14 protein-coding genes are annotated in these 17,887 nt (G+C 70.7%); 7 read left to right on the forward strand and 7 right to left on the reverse strand.

Translation table 11 applies throughout. The annotated features are described in order from the left end of the window. Positions 1 to 77: 77 nt before the first annotated feature. Positions 78 to 1,787, forward strand: coding sequence for a serine/threonine protein kinase (locus tag FHU30_RS29040; protein ID WP_253880063.1), 1,710 nt, complete (start codon positions 78 to 80; stop codon positions 1,785 to 1,787). A 53-nt stretch (positions 1,788 to 1,840) separates the two neighbouring features. Here FHU30_RS29040 and FHU30_RS29045 read toward each other — a convergent pair whose 3' ends face one another. After that, the gene (locus FHU30_RS29045; protein WP_253880065.1) at positions 1,841 to 2,473 is read right to left on the reverse strand and encodes a hypothetical protein; all 633 of its coding nucleotides are present in this window, start codon (positions 2,471 to 2,473) and stop codon (positions 1,841 to 1,843) included. A gap of 218 nt (positions 2,474 to 2,691) precedes the next feature. On the opposite strand from FHU30_RS29045, the gene FHU30_RS29050 reads away from it, so the two are divergent. Continuing rightward, on the forward strand, positions 2,692 to 3,225 hold the full coding sequence (locus FHU30_RS29050; RefSeq protein WP_253880067.1) for a winged helix-turn-helix domain-containing protein: 534 nt from the start codon (positions 2,692 to 2,694) through the stop codon (positions 3,223 to 3,225). Between the two features lie 123 nt (positions 3,226 to 3,348). Here FHU30_RS29050 and FHU30_RS29055 read toward each other — a convergent pair whose 3' ends face one another. The 3 genes from FHU30_RS29055 to FHU30_RS29065 form a co-directional block, all read right to left on the reverse strand. Then, on the reverse strand, positions 3,349 to 6,126 hold the full coding sequence (locus FHU30_RS29055) for a transglycosylase domain-containing protein (protein WP_301323787.1): 2,778 nt from the start codon (positions 6,124 to 6,126) through the stop codon (positions 3,349 to 3,351). A 372-nt stretch (positions 6,127 to 6,498) separates the two neighbouring features. Further along, complete coding sequence (locus tag FHU30_RS29060) at positions 6,499 to 9,030, reverse strand: transglycosylase domain-containing protein (RefSeq protein ID WP_253880069.1); 2,532 nt, start codon at positions 9,028 to 9,030, stop codon at positions 6,499 to 6,501. A 633-nt stretch (positions 9,031 to 9,663) separates the two neighbouring features. Continuing rightward, positions 9,664 to 10,041: a DUF5318 family protein gene (locus FHU30_RS29065; RefSeq protein WP_253880070.1), complete on the reverse strand. Its 378-nt coding sequence runs from the start codon at positions 10,039 to 10,041 to the stop codon at positions 9,664 to 9,666. 293 nt (positions 10,042 to 10,334) lie between these two features. Here FHU30_RS29065 and FHU30_RS29070 point away from each other — a divergent pair, with 293 nt between their 5' ends. From FHU30_RS29070 to FHU30_RS29080, 3 genes are all read left to right on the forward strand, one after another. After that, positions 10,335 to 10,964: a PadR family transcriptional regulator gene (locus FHU30_RS29070; protein WP_253880072.1), complete on the forward strand. Its 630-nt coding sequence runs from the start codon at positions 10,335 to 10,337 to the stop codon at positions 10,962 to 10,964. A 114-nt stretch (positions 10,965 to 11,078) separates the two neighbouring features. Next, a complete protein-coding gene (locus FHU30_RS29075) occupies positions 11,079 to 12,158 on the forward strand; it encodes an inositol-3-phosphate synthase (RefSeq protein ID WP_253880073.1) in 1,080 nt (359 codons plus the stop codon). Positions 12,159 to 12,359: 201 nt separating this feature from the next. Further along, complete coding sequence (locus tag FHU30_RS29080; protein WP_253880075.1) at positions 12,360 to 14,504, forward strand: ABC transporter substrate-binding protein; 2,145 nt, start codon at positions 12,360 to 12,362, stop codon at positions 14,502 to 14,504. Between the two features lie 28 nt (positions 14,505 to 14,532). Here the strand turns inward: FHU30_RS29080 and FHU30_RS47740 are convergent, their stop codons facing one another. Together FHU30_RS47740 and FHU30_RS47745 are read right to left on the reverse strand one after the other, a co-directional pair. After that, a complete protein-coding gene (locus FHU30_RS47740; RefSeq protein ID WP_372503974.1) occupies positions 14,533 to 14,766 on the reverse strand; it encodes a MerR family transcriptional regulator in 234 nt (77 codons plus the stop codon). Positions 14,767 to 14,794: 28 nt separating this feature from the next. Then, on the reverse strand, positions 14,795 to 15,097 hold the full coding sequence (locus tag FHU30_RS47745; protein WP_372503975.1) for a MerR family DNA-binding transcriptional regulator: 303 nt from the start codon (positions 15,095 to 15,097) through the stop codon (positions 14,795 to 14,797). Between FHU30_RS47745 and FHU30_RS29090 the strand changes: the two genes are divergently transcribed. Both FHU30_RS29090 and FHU30_RS29095 read left to right on the forward strand, forming a co-directional pair. Continuing rightward, a complete protein-coding gene (locus FHU30_RS29090) occupies positions 15,048 to 15,848 on the forward strand; it encodes an amidohydrolase family protein (protein ID WP_253880077.1) in 801 nt (266 codons plus the stop codon). The genes FHU30_RS47745 and FHU30_RS29090 overlap by 50 nt on opposite strands. 67 nt (positions 15,849 to 15,915) lie before the next feature. Beyond that, the gene (locus FHU30_RS29095; protein ID WP_253880079.1) at positions 15,916 to 16,614 is read left to right on the forward strand and encodes a hypothetical protein; all 699 of its coding nucleotides are present in this window, start codon (positions 15,916 to 15,918) and stop codon (positions 16,612 to 16,614) included. Here FHU30_RS29095 and FHU30_RS29100 read toward each other — a convergent pair. Continuing rightward, positions 16,583 to 17,875 (reverse strand): MFS transporter, encoded by a 1,293-nt coding sequence (locus FHU30_RS29100; protein WP_253880081.1) that lies wholly within the window; start codon positions 17,873 to 17,875, stop codon positions 16,583 to 16,585. The genes FHU30_RS29095 and FHU30_RS29100 overlap by 32 nt on opposite strands. Positions 17,876 to 17,887 lie beyond the last annotated feature (12 nt).

A 17,887-nucleotide genomic window follows, 5' to 3' on the forward strand; every position in this document is an offset into this window, starting at 1 on the left:
TCCTGATCTTCGGGGTTTCGGTCGGCATACTCGTTCGTCTCACTCCATAGTCCGCGTAACCAGAGGGGGCCCGGCAGATGGATCCGGCCGCGATCGGCGAACCGCTGGGGCCGTGGGATCCCAGGACGCTGGGCTCGTACGATATCCGCCGCCGGCTGGGCCGGGGCGGGCAAGGCGTCGTCTATCTGGCCGAATCGGGCGAACACGGGCTGGTCGCGATCAAGCTGCTCGGCGGCGACGCGCCGGGCGCGGTGTCGCCGGACGTGGCCCGCCGCTTCGCCCGCGAGGCGGACGCGGCGATGGCCGTCGCGCAGTTCTGCACCGCCCGCGTCCTGTCGGTCGGGGACGACCAGGGCCGACCCTACCTGGTCAGCGAGTACGTCCCGGGACCGTCGCTGCAGGCCCTGGTCGCCGAGCGCGGCCCGCGCACCGGCTCCGACCTGGACCGGATCGCGGTCGCCACGGCCACCGCGCTCGTCGCGATCCACGAGGCCGGTGTCGTGCACCGCGACTTCAAGCCCGCGAACGTGATCATGGGTCCGGACGGCCCGCGCGTCATCGACTTCGGCATCGCCCGCGCCGTCGGCCCCGACGTCGCCACCACGGCCGTCGTCGGCACCCCCGCGTACATGTCGCCGGAGCTGCTGCACGGCGCGTCCCCGACCAGCGCCGTCGACGTGTTCGCCTGGGCCGGGACGCTCGTCTTCGTCGCCACCGGACGTCCGCCGTTCGGCGCGGACGCCATGACGTCCCACCGCGTCCTGCACGAGCCGCCGAACCTGGACGGCGTCCCCGAACGCCTGCTGCCGCTCGTCCGCGATTGCCTCGACAAGGACCCGTCGCGCCGTCCGGCCGCGCAGGACCTGCTGCTTCGGCTGCTCACCGGCCGCGCCTCCGGGACCGTCCCGCCGCAGCCGACCGCCTCGCAGATGCTCGGCCTGGGCGCCGACCTCGCCGCCAGCCCGCTCCAGTCCGGCGACCAGAACCCGGCGGTCGCGCCTGGCCCCTCGCCCGGCGCAAGCGCTCCGGGCGTAGAGCCCGGCTTCCCCTCGAACCCACCGTCCGGGCCCGGTTTCCCCTCGAACGCACCGGCAGCGCATCACGGATATCCCGCTCATGCGACCCAACCACCAGGGACCGCGACACCTCCCCCTGGAAGCGGCGCGCCGCATACGCTGCCGGGTCCGCCCGCGCCCAAGCGACGGCTCGGCACGGTGATCGGTGTCGCCGCAGGTGTAGCGGCCGGGCTGCTCGTCGCCGGGGGCGCCGCCTACGCCTTCTGGCCGGACGGCAAGCCTTCCGGTCCCGTCGCGGTTACGAGCCCGCCCAGCGCGTCCGCGCCGACCACGCCACCGACGACGGCGCCCTCGACGTCGTCCGCGCCTACGGCTACCGGGAAGACCAGTAGCCCTACTTCGTCACCGTCCGAAACCAAGTCCCCGCCTAAGAAGACGACCGGGGGCTGGTCGGCGCCGTCCGCCGCGTCCGGGATCAGCGCGACCGGCACGTACGACACCCGGGGAGGCCGGTTCAGCGGGGACGTCGTCCTGCGCATGTCGGCGTCCAAGGGCTTCGCCGTCTTCGAGCACCAGCACTTCAACGGCGCCACGATGTGCGACTACGGCGTCGAGCTGGCCAAACCCGGCGAGACGCACAACGCGACCTTCGACTCCAAGTGCACCGGGTCATTCCGCGTCCGCACCTGCCTGGCGAGCAAGGTCACCGGCTCGGACAGCGCCCCCGACATCACCTACGACCGCTGCACCCCCTGGCACGCCGTCTTCTGACGCGACGTGGCGCGCCGACCCCCGCAGGAACGGCGCGCCACAGGTCACTCGGATCAGCCGCGCCGCCAGGTCGCCGTCTCGACGGCCTTGGCGTGCAGGTTCGCGGACGGGTTGTACCAGTTGTACGACCGCTTCCACACGAGCCTGGTCTTCGTGCAGGTGAACCCCGCCTTGGCCGGCACCTGGATCACGTCGATCCCGCGCTTGAACAGCGCCTTCACCAGGCTCCCGCTCGGTCCCCCGCCCGGCGGGACGACCCCGACCGACTTGAACGTCGCGTTCCCGGTGGCCGCGCGGGTCTTCGAGGCGAAGACACCCTTGCCGCCGCCCGTCACCGACGACGGGATCGCCAGGTTCTTCCGGTAGATGTCGTACGCCTTGTTGGGCTTGTGCCCCTTCTTCAGGTAGTCGAGCTCCCAGATGCGGGCCGACTTGTCGAAGTTGTAGTACGACTTCGTCTTCGTGATGGTCAGCTTGGCGCCGCCGCCGCCCGTCCGCGAGCCCTTGTACCACCGGTTCGTCCCGGTGGACTGGGCGTTGATACCGACGAGCGTCCACTTGCCCAGCGCGCACTGCTTGGCCTGCGCCGCCTGCGGCTCCGCCGCCTGCGCGGGCGCCGCGACGGCGAGCGCCGCACCCATCGCCAGCGTCGAGACCAGGGATGTCACCACGGCTCTGGATGCCACGCACTACTCCTCTTGATCAAGACCTTTTCCCGGCACGCTACCCCCAGACAGATCACCAGACAGGGCGACCGGCGACTCGTCCGAGTCCTGATGTGGTCAGCCTTCGCCCAGGCTTCTTCGAGCCCTGTTCGGCACAGCCGTCGCCTGGCGTCCCGGCCGGTGGCCATGGCCACCGATTGGCTGGTGACGGCTACGGCTTGAACTGTTATGCCGGGGCTATGAGGTATCCCGATGGAGGCGGGCTGACCGCGGAGGAGCGGGCCCGGCGGGAGAGGGTGCGGATGGCCGCGGCCATCATGTTCGAGTCGGGCGCGAGCGACCGGGAGGTGGCGCGGCGCTTCGGCGTGACGCGGACGTCGGCCCACCGGTGGCGGCGCGCGCTGGCGGCCGGCGGACGCGACGCGCTCCGGTCCAGGGGCCCCGGTGGCGCGCGCTGCCGCCTGACCAAGGCGCAGCTCCGGGTTCTGGAACGCGAACTGGAGGCCGGGCCGGCTGCTCACGGCTGGGACCAGGACCAGGGCTGGACGCTCGTCCTGGTCGCGGCCTTCCTCCGCCGCCGGTTCGGCGTCGACTACACGCTCGCCGGCGTGGACCTGCTGCTGCACCGGATCGGCTGGACCGTCCAGTCAGCGGCCCACCGGCCCGCCGAACACGACGAGTCCCCCGTAAACGGACGAAGGAACGGTGACTCCTCCGTAGGCAGAGCAAGGCGGACCTGGGCCCCCGCCAGGTCCGCCGCGAAATCGAACTGAGCACCACGGCGACGGATGCGGCTGAGGGACGCTCTGCGCCGATGATGCCGGACGCCTGAAACAGCGGCGCGGGGCCGCCGTCCGGGGTGTGGACGGCGACCCCGCGTCACAGGGTGCTCCCGGTCAGAACGCCTCGCGCGCCGGTGTCCCCGCGTACTGCGGGAGGGCCTGCGGACGCTGGCCGTCGTTCGGCTTGTTCGGGTTGCAGTACTTGTAGTCCGGGTGCGAGCCGCAGAACCACGACGGCGGGTTCTTCTCACTGCCGGGCGGCGGCTTGTCCGGGTCACACGTCGGCCTGCCCATGCCCGGGATGCTGCAGCCGGGAAGGTTGCCGTTCGGCGGGGACGTCGGAGTGGTCGGCGTCGTGGGCGTGGTCGGCGTCGTCGGCTTGCAGCCCTTCTTGCCCTTGCCGGGGCCCGGCGTCTGACCGGGCGGGCAGGACGGGCTGTCGGTCGGCGAGTCGGACGGCTTCGGCGAGCTCGTCGGCTGGTCCCACATCTTGGGCGTCGTCCCCGAGTAGTTCGGGTCCGGGAAGGGCTTTGCGTCGATGTTCTCCCCGTGGATGACCTTCTCCATGAAGGACTTCCAGATCTTCGCGGGGATCGTGCCACCGTAAACGCTGTTGCCCTGGAAACCAGGAATGCCGCTGATCGTCTGGTGCTTCGTGTTGAACATCGTCACAGCCGTCGAGAGCTGCGGGATGTAACCCACGAACCAGGCCGCCACATTCTTTTCGGTGGTACCGGTCTTGCCGGCCACCTGGCGGCCGTCGTCGAGCTGGGCCCGGGTCGCCGTACCGCTCTGCACGACGGCCTTCATCGCGGTGTCGGCCTGAGCGGCGAGGTCCTGGTCCATGATCCGCTCGGGCTTCTTCCTGTCCCAGGGAAGCTTGAGGTCCACCCACTTCTTGGACCCGGTGTCGTAGCGCTGGACCTTCTTGATCAGGTGCGGCGTGACCTTGTAGCCGCCGTTGGCGAAGGTTGCGTATCCGGCCGCCTGGGTGACCGCCGGGACGTCGGCGATACCGAGCGAGATACCGGCCTGGTAACCGCCGCCGGACAGCGCGAAGGGCTTGAGCGAGTTGCTGGGGACGCCGAACTGCTGGGCCGTCTTGGCGACCTCGCTGGTGTGCAGCTTGATGCCGAGCTTGACGTAGGCGGTGTTGACCGACTTCTCGGTGGCCTTTACCAGGTCGATGACGCCCATGGGGCCATCGCCCTCGTCGTTGGCGACCGGGTATCCGCCCTTGGCCTTGCAGGAGGTCGAGTCGGAGACACCGGTGATGTTCTCGCCCTCGCCGTCGAAACACTGCGGCGAATGGCCGTCGATCGTGGACTTGATGCTGTACCCGGCCTTGAGAGCCGTCGCGAGCACGTACGGTTTGAAGGACGAACCCGCCTGGGCGCTCGGGTTGAAGACGGAGTCGTAATCTCCGTTGTGCTTCTTGTCGCCACCGTAGAACGCCTTGATCTCACCATTGGCGGGGTCGACGGCGATAAGGCCGCTGGAAACGGCCTTCGGCCACTTCTTGACGCCCGCCTCATCCACTGCATCGGCGGCGTACTTCATCCACGTGGGGTCGATGGTCGTAATGACCCGCGCCCCGTTCTTGTCCCAGTTGTCCGGGAGGTTGAGCCCACTCAGTTCGGACTCGACCCGCTGCTGGATGTAGACGCCCTGGCCGTTGGCTCCCTTGACGTCGCTCCAACTGTGGGTGGTCTTGGGGAACCTGGCGCTCGTCTTCTGCTGCTCGGTGATCACGCCCATCTTGACCATGCCGTCCAGGACGTACTGCCAGCGGTCGATCAGCAGCTTGTGGTTGATCGAGGTGCCCTGGGTGGCGAAGAAGCTCGGCCGCTGGATCATCGCGGCGAGCATCGCGGCCTGCTCGTACTTGAGGTTCTTGACGTCGGTCTTGAAGTAGGCCTGGGCTGCGGCCTGGATTCCGTAGGCGTTGCGCCCGAAGGGAACCGTGTTGAGGTACATCTCCAGGATCTGGTTCGCGTCGACCTTGCGCCGGAGCTTGATGGAGATGAAGATCTCCTTCACCTTCCGGCTGATCGTCTTGTCCCGGCTCAGGCCCTGGTAGTAGTTCCGGGCGAGTTGCTGGGTGATCGTCGAACCGCCCTGGACGTCGCCGCCGGTCGCCGTCAGGTAGATGGCGCGGGCGAGCCCCTTGGGCGAGACGCCCCAGGTCTCGCTGTAGAAGTTGCGGTCCTCAGCGGCGAGCACCGCCTTCTGGACCACGGGCGGGACGTCCTTGAGCTGGACGCTCTGCCGGTGCGTTCCAATCCGAGAGATCGGCGTCTTGGAATCCGCGTACATGATCGTGGTGCCCTGGTCGTTCACGCCGTCCTGGGCGTCCTTGGGCACGCCGGTGAGCATGTAACCGGTGACGACCAGGGTCGCTACCGCCAGGACGCACAGGGCGGTGACCGCGGAGACGATCTTCCAGGACGGGACCCAGCGGCGCCAGCCGGTCTTCTTCGGCTTGCCCTTCTTGCCGCCACGTCCGCCGCGTCCGCGACGGCCTTCGCGCTCGTCCGATCCCCAGAAGTCGTCGCCCGGACCGCCGGGGCCTCCCGGCCCTCCCGGACCGCCGCCGGGTCCACCCGGCCCGCCCGGTCCACCGGGGCCGCGGCCTCCGCCGCCGCCTCCTGGACGGCCGGGGCCACCCGGGCCTCCCGGACCACCCGGGCCCATCGGGTTGCCTACGCCGGGGCCGCCCGGTGCGGGACGGCGCGGGGCGTTCGGCGGGGCGGCTCGGCGTCCGCCGCCGCCCGGGGCCTGGCGGCCTCCGCCTTGGCGGGTGGGCGCGCCGCGGCCGCCGACGCGGGCCGGTCTGCGGCCTCGCGCGGGGGTGCCGGGGTCGCCGTTCGGGGTCCCCCGGCCTTGCGGCATGGCGCTACCGCCGGGGCGGCTGGAGCCCGGCGCCTGCCGCGGGCTCTCTCCGTATTCCGGTCCGTATTGGCTTCGGTAACTCACACGACCTCATCGGTGGGGGTACGGCTGTGCGTCGTCCGAGAGTACTGCGCACCACGGGGCGCTGGGGGCGGCCCTGACGCGCGCGGACGCCGGATCAACGCGGGAACGACACGAAAAATCCCAGTTCAGAGGGGGTTTTACTGTTTTGTCACCGAATGAGCTAGATCACTCTCGGTACCGGGCCGGGCACCGATGGTCGATGACGGGCTTCTCACTCCCTTCACAAGACGCGAGCCCGGCCCGACGGGTTGTCGGGCCGGGCTCGCGGCATTTCGGTCAAGTCCGGGATTACGGTCTCGACGAGGGCGGTGGAACCAGGATGCGCGGACGCTCCGCCAGGGCGTTCGGCCAGGCCGGGCCGTTGTTGCCGTGCCCCTTCTTGCGCCCGTCGCACCGGTCGTCACCGCGGTGCATGAAGCACCACCACTGCGGCGGCGGGTCCGACGGCGGGGTTTTCGGGTCGCAGTTGCCGTCCGGGTAGGGCGACTGGCAGGGCTGCTTGCCGTTGCCGTCCCCGTTGTGGTCGCCGCCCCGGCACTGCGGGTCGAGCTGCGCCCACGGGTTGTTGTCGCACCACGGCGGGCGCTTGTCCTTCTTCTTCTCCTTGTAGGCGTCCACCCACTTCTGCGGGGTGCCGACCCACGCGGGCGGCGGGAACTCCTCGACCGGCATGCCCTTGGTCGCCTCGGCCATGTAGGCGTGCCAGATCCGCGCCGGGACGCTACCGCCGACGACCTCGCCGATGCCCGGGACGACCAGCGTCTTCCGGTCGTTGTTGTACATCGTCACGGAGGTGGACAGCTGCGGGACGTACCCGACGAACCACGTCGCGACGTTGTTGTCGGTCGTACCGGTCTTGCCGGCGACCGGACGGTCCGACAGCGCCGCCGCCGGCGCGGTGCCGCCCGGCTTCACGGGCCCCTGCAGCGCGTAGGTGACGTCCTGCGTGATCGGCTTCGACAGGGCGGACTTCTTCACCTGCCAGCTGAGCGACTTGAAGGTCTTGCCCTCCGCCGTCGCCACCTTCCGGACGACGTGCGGCTGGTAATAGGTGCCGCCGTTCGCGAACACCGAGTACCCCGACGCCTGCTCGATCGGCCGGATGTTGTTGATGCCCAGCGCGACGCCGTACTGCGTCTTGTACTGGTCGACCATGTCCGGGCTGACGCCGAGTTGCTCGGCCATGGACACGATGTTCGACGGACCGGTCTTGATCGCGAGTTGCGCGAAGGCGGTGTTCGTCGACTCCTTCATCGCCTGGATGAGGGTGATCCCGCCCTTGGCGCTGTGCGAGTTCGGTAGACCGCCCTGCGTGACGTCCTTCGGGGAGCCGCCCTTGACCGAGTTGCCCTCCGCGTCGAAGCCCATCCCGGACCGGCCCTCGACCATGCTCTTCAGGCCGTAGCCCTTCTCCAGCGCGGCCGCCAGGACGTACGGCTTCATCGCCGATCCGGCCTGCGCGCTGCCCATCCAGACGTTGTCGTAGGAGTCCTTCAGGTAGCTCGGACCGCCGTAGATCGCCTCGACCTCGCCGTTCGAGGTGTTGACGGACGCCAGGCCGAGCCGGATGTGCTTCTTCAGTAGCTTGTTCGGGTCGACACCGGGGACGGTGGTCTCGACGGCCTTCTTCGCCGCGGCCATCTTGTCCTTGTCGAACGTCGTGGTGATGCGCAGGCCCTTCTCCACGACGGTCTGCTCGGTGATGCCCTGCCGGTCCAGCTCCTTGAGCGCGCGCTTGATGATGTAGCCGCGCTGCCCGCCGAACGTGGACGGCCCGCCGATCGGCTTCGTCTCGGGCATCCGCTTGCTGTACTGCGCGTACTGCGCGTCCGACAGCTTGTGCATCTTGCGCATGCCGTCGAGGACGTAGCCGTAGCGCGCCTGCGTCTCAGCCTGCCACTGCTTGTTGCCGCTGCGCGGGTCGTACTTGCCCGGCTGCTGGATGATCGCGGCGAGCAGCGCGCCCTGGTCCGGCGTGAGCTGGTCGACGTGCTTGCCGAAGTAGGTGTTGGACGCGGCCTCGATGCCGTAGGAGTTGCGGCCGAAGTAGATCGTGTTCAGGTAGAGCTCAAGGATCTTGTCCTTGCTGCCGAGCTTGTCCTCCAGCTTCAGCGAGATGAACAGCTCCCTGAACTTGCGGCCCATCGTCCGCTTGTCGTTCAGGTAGTAGTTCTTCGCGAGCTGCTGGGTGATCGTCGAGCCGCCCTGGGTGTCGCCACCGGTGAGGTTCTTCCAGACGGCGCGGGTGATGCCCGTCGGCGAGAACCCGCTGTCGGTGTAGAAGGAGCGGTTCTCGGCGGCCACCACGGCGTACCGGACGTGCATCGGAACCTTGTCGATCTTGACGATGATGCGGTTCTTACCGATCCGTCCGACCTCGGTCTTGCCATCCGAGTAGTAGAAGATCGCGGCGGTCTTCGTGGCGTCCGCGTTGCCCTCGTCCGGGACGGGTGTCTGCGCGTACGCGATGCCGATCATCGAGCCGAGGCCCGCCGTCACGAGCAGCCCGGATCCGACGACCAGCTTCCAGGACGGCAGGAACCGCCGCCAACCGGTCGTCCGCGACCGCAGGTGGTCGTACCACTGCCGGGGCCCGCGCTCCGGCTGCTTCCGTCTTCGTCCGCCGCCAGGCCCACCCGGACCGCCCGGACCGCCTGGACCGCCCGGACCGCCTGGTCCCCCGGGACCGGAAGGCCCGCCGGGACCGCCCGGCCGTCCGCCACCCGGCTCGGGGTAGCCGAACTTGAGCTCTCCGCCCACATGCCCCGCCCCCGGCATGCCCATCGCGGCACCACCGGCCGCACCGGGCCCACCCGGCATGCCGGGACCATTCGGCCTACCCGGACCGTTCGGGCCACCCAGAGCATTCGGAACGCCCGGCCCGTTCGGGCTCGCGGACGGAATCCCCCGCCCGCCAGGGCTCGTCGAAGGAACGCCGGGCCCGTTCGGGCTCGCAGACGGAATTCCCGGGCCGACTGGATTCGGAGAGGGGATTCCCGGGCCGCCCGGGCTTGCCGACGGGACGCCGGAGGCGCCGGGGCTCGCGGACGGGATGCCGGGGGCGCCGGGGCTCGCGGAGGGCGGGCCTGCCGGCGGGGAGCCGCCGGGTCCGCCGGGCGTGCCGGGGCTTCCGAAGGCTCCGGAACCGTCGCGTCCCGGCGGCGGAGGGGTGTTCACCGAAGTGTCCGGACTGTCGCCGGGCGCGGGGACGTGCCGTCCGCCGGGCCGCAGCGGACCGGGTTCCGGTCGGGGCTGGCCTGGAGTGCTCACGTGACCTCGTTCGGCAGGGGACAACGACAGTTGTGGTGTCGGAAGAGTACTGGGCCTCCCGGTGAACGGGAGAGGCCCGTGCCGGGCCCAGACGAGACCTTGGCACTTCGCGCGGGGGCGCGAGCGCGGCCGTGAAGCGGCGAACGGGCAGGTCCGCGCGGGGTTCGCGGCGGACGGGCGGGCTCACCGGTCAGGCGGCGGATCTCCGTGACCGAGAACATAGGAACGCGACAGGTGGTTCCACGCGCAACTCTGGCACACCTCTACCACGTACACCCGGAATTCGCCGTACTCGCGCGCCATCTCCGCCAGCTCGACGGACGCGGTGACCCGCCCGGCGAGGCGGCCCAGCTCGTCCCCGTAGACGTACCGGACGAGGGTGAGCGGGACGGCATGGCAGACCGGGCAGGGGGTGTCGGCCGGTTCGCCGTGGTAGCGGGCCGCGCGGAGCAGGTAGGGCTGGGCGTCGCAGGCGTCCGCCCTGGTCAGGTGCCCGGAGCGCAGCTCGGCCAGGGCCGCGCGCTTGGCCAGGCCGTAGTCGACGACCAGCCGCGGCCTCATGGGCGGCGGTCCCGAGCAGCGCGTCCGGCCCGCATGCCAGCAGGGTAATCCCGGGCCGTCCGGATCCGGAAGATCACAGCCGCCGCGATCGCCCTGACCAGCAAGAACGAAGAGGGCCGCCGGGGCGGAGGGGACGCTCGGCGACCGGTCGCGCCCGGTCCGTGCGGCAGTGATCACATCCTGTGGACTTGCCAGGACGCGCGGTACTACGTATCTTTCAGATGTATCGGGTCGATACATTCACTCGATACATCACATGGAGACATCGGCTCCGCGGACGACGGGACGGACTCATGGCAGGCAAGAAGGGCGCGGGCGTGCTGGAGCTCGCCGTGCTCGGGCTGCTCCACGAGTCCCCGATGCACGGGTACGAGCTGCGCAAGCAGCTCAACATCCTGCTCGGCATGTTCCGCGCGTTCTCGTACGGCTCGCTGTACCCGTGCCTCAAGCAGCTCCTCGCCAAGGGGCTCATCGTCGAGGACCGGCCGAGCGAGCCGAACGTGCCGCTCGCGCTGCAGAGCCGGCGCTCGAAGATCGTGTACAAGCTCACCGCCGACGGCAAGGAGCGGCTCCAGCAGCTGCTCACCGAGGCCGGCCCGGCGGCGTGGGAGGACGAGGGGTTCGGCGTGCACTTCGCCTTCTTCTCGCACACCCGCGCCGACGTGCGGCTGCGGATCCTCGAAGGCCGGCGCAGCCGGCTGGAGGAGCGCCTGGAGAGCGTGCGCGCCGCCCTGGCGCGGACCCGCGAGCGGGTCGACTCGTACACCCTTGAGCTGCAGAACCATGGACTTGAATCCGTCGAGCGCGAGGTCCGGTGGCTCAACGAGCTGATCGGCCGCGAGCGGGCGGAGCAGGAACAGGCAAGAACCAAAGAACGTCTACAGCAATCGATTCAGAACATGCCTCGGGAGACCGGCCGCTGAGAGCGGCTCGGCCTCGAGAGGGACGGGTGAGCACCACCTCATGTCCCGCAGAGGTGGCGTTCGCCCTTCGGGGCGGGCGAGGATCGCAAACCGCTAAAGAGAAGGAGCAACCGGATGGGTTCGGTGCGCGTAGCCATCGTGGGTGTGGGCAACTGCGCCTCTTCCCTCGTCCAGGGCGTCGAGTTCTACAAGGACGCGAGCCCCGAGACGCGTGTCCCCGGCCTCATGCACGTCCAGTTCGGCGAGTACCACGTCGGTGACGTCGAGTTCGTCGCCGCCTTCGACGTGGACGCCAAGAAGGTCGGCATGGACCTGTCCGAGGCGATCTTCGCGAGCGAGAACAACACCATCAAGTTCGCCGACGTCCCGCCGTCCGGCGTGACCGTCCAGCGCGGCCACACCTTCGACGGCCTCGGCGAGTACTACCGCGACATCATCGAGGAGTCGGACGCGCAGCCGGTCGACGTCGTCCAGGCCCTCAAGGACGCGCAGGTCGACGTCCTGGTGTCCTACCTGCCGGTGGGCTCTGAGGAGGCGGACCGCTTCTACGCGCAGTGCGCCATCGACGCCAAGGTCGCGTTCGTGAACGCGCTGCCGGTGTTCATCGCCTCCGACCCCGAGTGGGCCGCCAAGTTCACCGAGGCGGGCGTGCCGATCGTCGGCGACGACATCAAGTCCCAGGTCGGCGCGACCATCACGCACCGCGTGATGGCCAAGCTGTTCGAGGACCGCGGCGTTGAGCTGCTGCGCACCTACCAGCTCAACTTCGGCGGCAACATGGACTTCATGAACATGCTGGAGCGCAAGCGCCTGCAGTCCAAGAAGATCTCCAAGACGCAGTCGGTCACCTCGCAGATCCCGCACGAGATGGCGAAGGCCGACGTGCACATCGGCCCGTCCGACCACGTGCCGTGGCTCGACGACCGCAAGTGGGCCTACGTCCGCCTGGAGGGCAAGTCCTTCGGCGACACCCCGCTGAACCTGGAGTACAAGCTGGAGGTCTGGGACTCCCCCAACTCCGCCGGCGTCATCATCGACGCGGTGCGCGCCGCCAAGATCGCCAAGGACCGCGGCATCGGCGGCCCGATCCTGTCGGCCAGCTCCTACTTCATGAAGTCCCCGCCGGAGCAGTACTCCGACGACGACGCGCACGACGCCGTCGAGGCCTTCATCAACGGCGAGCTCGACCGCTGACCTCCGTCCCCGCGACGGCGCGCGGCTGAGGCGCCTGGCTGAGGCCGCCGCGAGCGCTCGATCCAAGATCGACAGAGTGACCCCTGATGGGATTCGTCCCGTCAGGGGTTGTTTTGTTTCATAGGAAAATCGGGATACAGCACCCGTAGTCACGCTCCGGCCCTACCCTGGCACCCCGCGTGACATTTTCGGGAGGCTCCGATGGCAGCACCGGCGTGGCACCCCACGCCCCGCCCAGACCACCCCCACGACCCCGACTTCCACCCGTCCGAACCCGGCCCGCCGGACCTGCTGGAACCCCACACACGATCCGGTCCGAACGACACGACCGGCCCCGAGCCTGAGCCCACCTCCGGCGGCGGGCGAGCAGCACGGCGGCGCGAGGCGCGGCAACGGCTGGCGCGGCAACACGAGACGCGACGGCAGGAGGCGCGGCGACGGGAAGCGCGGCGGCAGGAGGCGCGACGGCAGGAAACGCGGCGACGCGAGACGCTGCGAGGCGGGACGCGGCGGCGGGAGGGGTGGCGGCGGGCGCGGTCCGGGCCGGTGATCGCGCTGGTCACGGGCGTGACGGCGCTGGCGGCCGGGTGCGCGTGGCCCGGGCCGGACGACCCGACCCACGCCGGCGTCCCCCGGGACGGCGGGACGCTGCGGGTGGTCGGCTCGTCCGACGTGGAGCACCTGGACCCGGCGTCGGCGTCGAGCGTCGGCTCGCGCGGCCTGGACCGGACGTTCGCGCGCACGCTGTTCGGGACGGTCGCGTCCAACACGTTCGCCGAGACCGTCCCGGTGCACCCGGACGTCGCCGAGCGGCTCCCCACCCGCGCGAACGGCGGCATCAGCGCGGACGGCCTGACCTACACCGTGCGCCTCCGGGGCGACGCGATGTGGGACACCAAGCCGCCCCGCCCTGTCACCGCGCGCGACTTCGTGCGCGGGTTCAAGCGCCTGTGCAACCCGGCCTCGCCATCCAGCGGGATGGGGTACTTCACCGCGACGCTGCGCGGCATGGACGCCTACTGCCGCGGTTACATGCAGCTCGGCGCGCAGGGCATCGCGGCGTCCACCCCCGGCGCGGACGGCAGGACCGCCGCCGCGTTCGCCGCCTACCAGAACGGGCACGGCATCGAGGGCGTCCGGGCGAAGGACTCCCGCACGCTGGTGTTCCGGCTGGTCAGGCCGGCCTCGGACTTCCTGAACCTGCTCACGCTCGGGTACACCGCCGCGGCGCCGCAGGAGTACGACGCCTACGTGCCGGACGGCCCGGTCTTCCGGCAGCACACCGTCTCGGACGGTCCGTACCGGATCACCGAGTACCGTCCGAACACGACCTACCTGCTCACCCGCAACCCGGCATGGCGTACCGGGAGCGACCCGCTGCGCGAGCAGCACGTCGACCGCATCAGGATCACGCTCGGGCAGGACTCCCCCGAGGCGGTCCAGCAGCAGCTGGAGCTGGGCACGGCCGACCTGGCCTGGGACCAGCCCGTGCCGACCTCGGCGCTGCCCCGGCTGCGCGCCTCGCGCGACGCCCGGTTCGCCGTCCGGGACGCGCCGTCGACCAGCCCGTACCTGGTGTTCAACCTGCGCAGCCCGAACAACGGGCGCGCGCTGGCGAACCGGAACGTGCGCCGCGCCCTCGCCTACGCGGTGGACCGCTCCGCCCTGGTCAAGATCGTGGGCGGACCGGACGTGGCGCGCCCGCTGCACACGGTCATCCCGCCGGGCACGACCGGGTACGCGCCCGCCGACCCGTTCCCGACGCCCGGCGACTCCGGCGACCCCGCCACCTGCCGCCGCCTGCTCGCCTCGGCAGGCTATCCGCGGGGTCTGACACTCCGGTTCCCGTACCGGGTGAACAGCGTGCACAAGCTGATCGCCGAGTCGCTGCACCAGAACCTCGCGGCCTGCGGCGTCCAGACCGTCCTGACCCCGGACACCGCGGGCGACTTCTACGGCCGGACGCTCTCGGACCCGCAGCGCGGCGCGGCCGGCCAGTGGGACATCGCCGCTCCCGGCTGGACGCCCGACTGGTACGGCACGAACGGCCGCTCGGTGCTGCTGCCGCTGCTGTCGGGCCGGACGCTCGGCCCCGGGTCCACCAACTACGGCGGCTACGCCGACCAGCAGGTGGACGACCTGATCGACCAGGCGCTCACCACGACGTCGGAGTCGAAGGCGGCCGACCTGTGGCGCCGCGCCGACCAGATGGTCACGCAGGACGCCGCGATCCTGCCGCTCCTCGACCGGAAGTACACCGTCTTCACGTCCTCCCGCGTCCGGAACGCCCTGTTCCTCCCGATCGCCGCCGGCTACGACTACACCCGCATCTACCTGGCCCAATAGCCCGAAAACGACGCTGTGCGACCAAATCTCAGTGGAGCTGGGCCGGTTGGGGGTCGGCGGCCTGGGTGGTGCGGGTGATGGTGCGCTCCAGGAGCGCTCGTGCGCGGGCGATCTCGTCGGCCTTCTCGTCCAGGGCGGTGAGCTGGGCGCGGAGCTTGTCCAGGACGCCCGGGCACGCGCGGAGGCCGCCGTCGCCTTCCGAGCAGGGCAGCAGCTGGCGGATGAGGCGGCTGGGCAGACCGGCCGCGAGCAGCGCGCGCACCTGCCGGACGGTCTCCGCGACCGACTCGTCATAGTCGCGGTAGCCGTTCGGCAGGCGGCGCGACTGGAAGAACCCCCTGCTCCTCGTAGTAGCGCAGCAGCCGTTCGCTGACTCCGGTACGGCGAGCGAGTTCCCCGATCAGCAACGGCGCGTCCCTTCTCGTAAGCGGTCGGCGGGCTCGAAGCGGCCCGGCGGTCGGGCTTGACCTTCCAACCGTGTGAAGGGGCAACAGTGGGCCGCGCGGGCGCATTCCGGCGTCCGCGGGACCTCCTGGAGGCACCTTGATCATCGATGCGCACGGCCATGTCCACGACCCTGTGGGCGAGCACATCGCCCTGCTGGACGAGGCGGGCGTCGACCGCGCGGTGCTCTTCCCGACGCGTCCGCACCCGGAGCGCGCGCCGGATCTGGCGTCGCTGCAGCGCGAGTTCGCGGTCCTCGACGACGCCCTCAACGGACGGACCGACGAGGGCCCGGCCTTCGCCCGGGCATTGGACGAACTGGACGCCGCGCTCGCCGCGCATCCTGACCGTTTCCTCGGTTTCGGCCCGGTGCCGCTCAGCCTCCCGGCCGACCGGATCGGCGCCTGGGTCGAGCGGGAGATCGCCGGACGCGGGCTCCGCGGCATCGGCGAGCTGACCCCGCCGCCCGGACGCGCCGACCTCCTCGGTCCCGTCCTGCGCGCCGCCGCCGAGCATGACGGCCTGCCCGTCGTCGTGCACGGCTTCGCTCCGACGACGGCGGGCGACCTGCGCACGCTCGCCCGGCTCGCGGCCGAGTATCCGCAGGTCCCGCTCGTGGTGAGCCAGCTCGGCGGGTTGAACTGGATGGACGCCGTGGGGCTCGTCCGCGATACCCCCAGTATGTATCTGGAGCTGTCCACGTCCCCGACGGTCATCGCGGTCCGGATGGCCGTGGCCGAGATCCCCGGGCGCACGCTGTTCGGGTCGGACGCGCCCTACGGAGATCCCCTGGTCACGCGCATGATGATCGAGCGGGTGACGCCGTCCGGCGAGGTGTGCGACCGGGTGCTCGGCGGCACCGCCGCGGCCCTGCTCGGCCTGGACCGAGAACCGGGGTGAGATAGGGCGAACCCTTGTGGAATGGGAGGTTTCGACGGCGTCGGTGGGGTATCGTCCTCCGCTCCGGATGATCAACTGGAAGCGGGGACGCATGCCCGTGCGGCCGAACGCCTACGAGGCCCGGTGGTACGCGCTGTGCGCCGCGCTCGACGAGCATCCCGAGATCAAGGTCCGCTACCGGATCGACGGCGGCCTCGACCCCCGGTTCGACGACGCCGAGGCGGCCTGGACGGCCGTCATGGGCCATGAATCGGCACCCGACGGGCTGGCGGCCTGCTTCCACCGGTTCCGGGAGCTGGGACGCCAGTGGGACTCGCTGCATGACGGCACGGGCGGCGAGTTCTTCCTGACGGACCTCGCGCACGCGCGCCCGCAGGCGTACGAGTCGTGGATCGAGTCCTGGAAGGGCGGCGAGCGCTTCCCATCCTCGGAGCTGCGCATCATCGACGAGCACCCGGTCACCGGAACGGGGAGCTATGCCGGGATCCGGCTGCGTCCGGACGGCGCGGAGCCGGAGCTGTGGTGGTCCACGATCCGGTACGCGGACTGGCAGCTGGACCTCGGATACCGCCAGTACCTGGACACCCTGCTGCTGACCCGCGGCGCGTTCGGCTGGCAGTTCCTCTTCACTGGCGCGCCGCTCGGGTCGGAGGAGTTCGACGCGCTGCGCGAGCGGCTGGCGCGGACGCTCGACGAGCTGCCCGTGCTGTTCCCCGAGGACGACTTCACCCTGCTCAGGCGGCGTTTCGAGGAGCGTCGGCGATGACCGGGACGCGGTTGGACGCCGTCCGGTAGATCAGCGCGCCCAGCACGTACACCGCCGCGACGCCGACGACCGTGCCGGACGACACGCCGCTCACCGGCAGCCAGCTCGCGGCGAGCGCGGCCGAGGCGGCGAAGGCGGCGTTGAAGAGCATGTCGTAGACGGCGAAGACCCGTCCCCGGTAGGCGTCCTCGACGGTCTCCTGGAGGATCGTGTCCACGCACAGCTTCACGCCCTGCGACGAGACGCCGAGCGCGAACGACATCGCCGCCCACGGCGCCTCGGCGAACGGCAGCCCGAGGACGAGCACGACGGCGCCGCCGCCCGCGAGCAGCAGCGAGATCCAGGCGGGTTTGGTGATCCGCCGGACGGCCGCCGGTGTGATGACCGCGGCGGCGAAGTAGCCCGCGCCGGTCACGCCGAGCATCACGGCCGCGACGCGCAGGCCGTCCTCGGCGTTGCCGGTGAAGTGGCCGCGGCACAGCAGCAGCGTCTGCATCAGCACCACGCCGTACAGGAACCGGTGGAACGAGATCGCACCGAGTGCGAGCCCCGCCGGACGGAGCCGGACGATGTGCCGCGCGCCGTCCACCAGGCCGTGCAGCACCTCCCGGGCCGTCCCGCCGCCGGACGTCTCGCCGGCGTGCGGGCCGAGCAGGTCGCGCGGCAGCAGCGCGGCGAGCGCCCCGGCGGCCAGGAACAGCACGGCGGCGACCACGAGGATGGACGCGGTGCCGTGCGGACCGCCGCCGAACGCGCCGCGCAGGAGGTAGGCGAGGCCGCCGCCCGCGAACGCGGCGATCGTCCCCGACGTCACGGCGAAGGCGTTGGCGGTGACGAGCTGCTCGCGCCGCACCACGTGCGGGAGCGCCGCCGACAGCGCGGCGAGGAAGAAGCGGTTCACGCCGAGCACGACCAGGCCCCCGATGAAGAAGGGCAGGCCGTCCTCGTCCACGCCGACCATCACCGCGACGAGCAGCACGACGGCCGCGCGCAGCACCGGCGCCCACACCAGGATCTGCCGCCGCCGCCAGCGGTCGAGGAACACCCCGGCGAAAGGGCCGAGCGCCGAGTACGGCAGCAGCGTGACCGCGAACGCGGCCGCGGCCTTCGCCGCGGACGCCTGCCGCTCCGGCGAGAAGAAGACGTATCCGGCGAGCGCGACCTGGAAGACGCCGTCGGTGAGCTGCGAGACGAGGCGCGTGGCGTACAGGCGGCGGAAGTACCGCTCACCCAGGATCCCCCGCAGCTCACCCGCCCTCATCCGCTCACTGTA

The sequence above is a fragment of the Actinomadura rupiterrae genome, from assembly GCF_024172125.1.
Classification (GTDB): Bacteria; Actinomycetota; Actinomycetes; order Streptosporangiales; family Streptosporangiaceae; genus Spirillospora; species Spirillospora rupiterrae.

Coding starts and splice junctions, on each gene's coding strand:
- FHU30_RS29040 (WP_253880063.1), top strand. CDS start 78: ATGGATCCGGCCGCGATCGGCGAACCGCTGGGGCCGTGGGATCCCAGG.
- FHU30_RS29050 (WP_253880067.1), top strand. CDS start 2,692: ATGAGGTATCCCGATGGAGGCGGGCTGACCGCGGAGGAGCGGGCCCGG.
- FHU30_RS29055 (WP_301323787.1), bottom strand. CDS start 6,126: ATGCCGCAAGGCCGGGGGACCCCGAACGGCGACCCCGGCACCCCCGCG.
- FHU30_RS29060 (WP_253880069.1), bottom strand. CDS start 9,030: ATGCCGGGTGGGCCCGGTGCGGCCGGTGGTGCCGCGATGGGCATGCCG.
- FHU30_RS29065 (WP_253880070.1), bottom strand. CDS start 10,041: ATGAGGCCGCGGCTGGTCGTCGACTACGGCCTGGCCAAGCGCGCGGCC.
- FHU30_RS29070 (WP_253880072.1), top strand. CDS start 10,335: ATGGCAGGCAAGAAGGGCGCGGGCGTGCTGGAGCTCGCCGTGCTCGGG.
- FHU30_RS29075 (WP_253880073.1), top strand. CDS start 11,079: ATGGGTTCGGTGCGCGTAGCCATCGTGGGTGTGGGCAACTGCGCCTCT.
- FHU30_RS29080 (WP_253880075.1), top strand. CDS start 12,360: ATGGCAGCACCGGCGTGGCACCCCACGCCCCGCCCAGACCACCCCCAC.
- FHU30_RS47745 (WP_372503975.1), bottom strand. CDS start 15,097: ATGTGCTCGCCCACAGGGTCGTGGACATGGCCGTGCGCATCGATGATC.
- FHU30_RS29095 (WP_253880079.1), top strand. CDS start 15,916: ATGATCAACTGGAAGCGGGGACGCATGCCCGTGCGGCCGAACGCCTAC.
- FHU30_RS29100 (WP_253880081.1), bottom strand. CDS start 17,875: ATGAGGGCGGGTGAGCTGCGGGGGATCCTGGGTGAGCGGTACTTCCGC.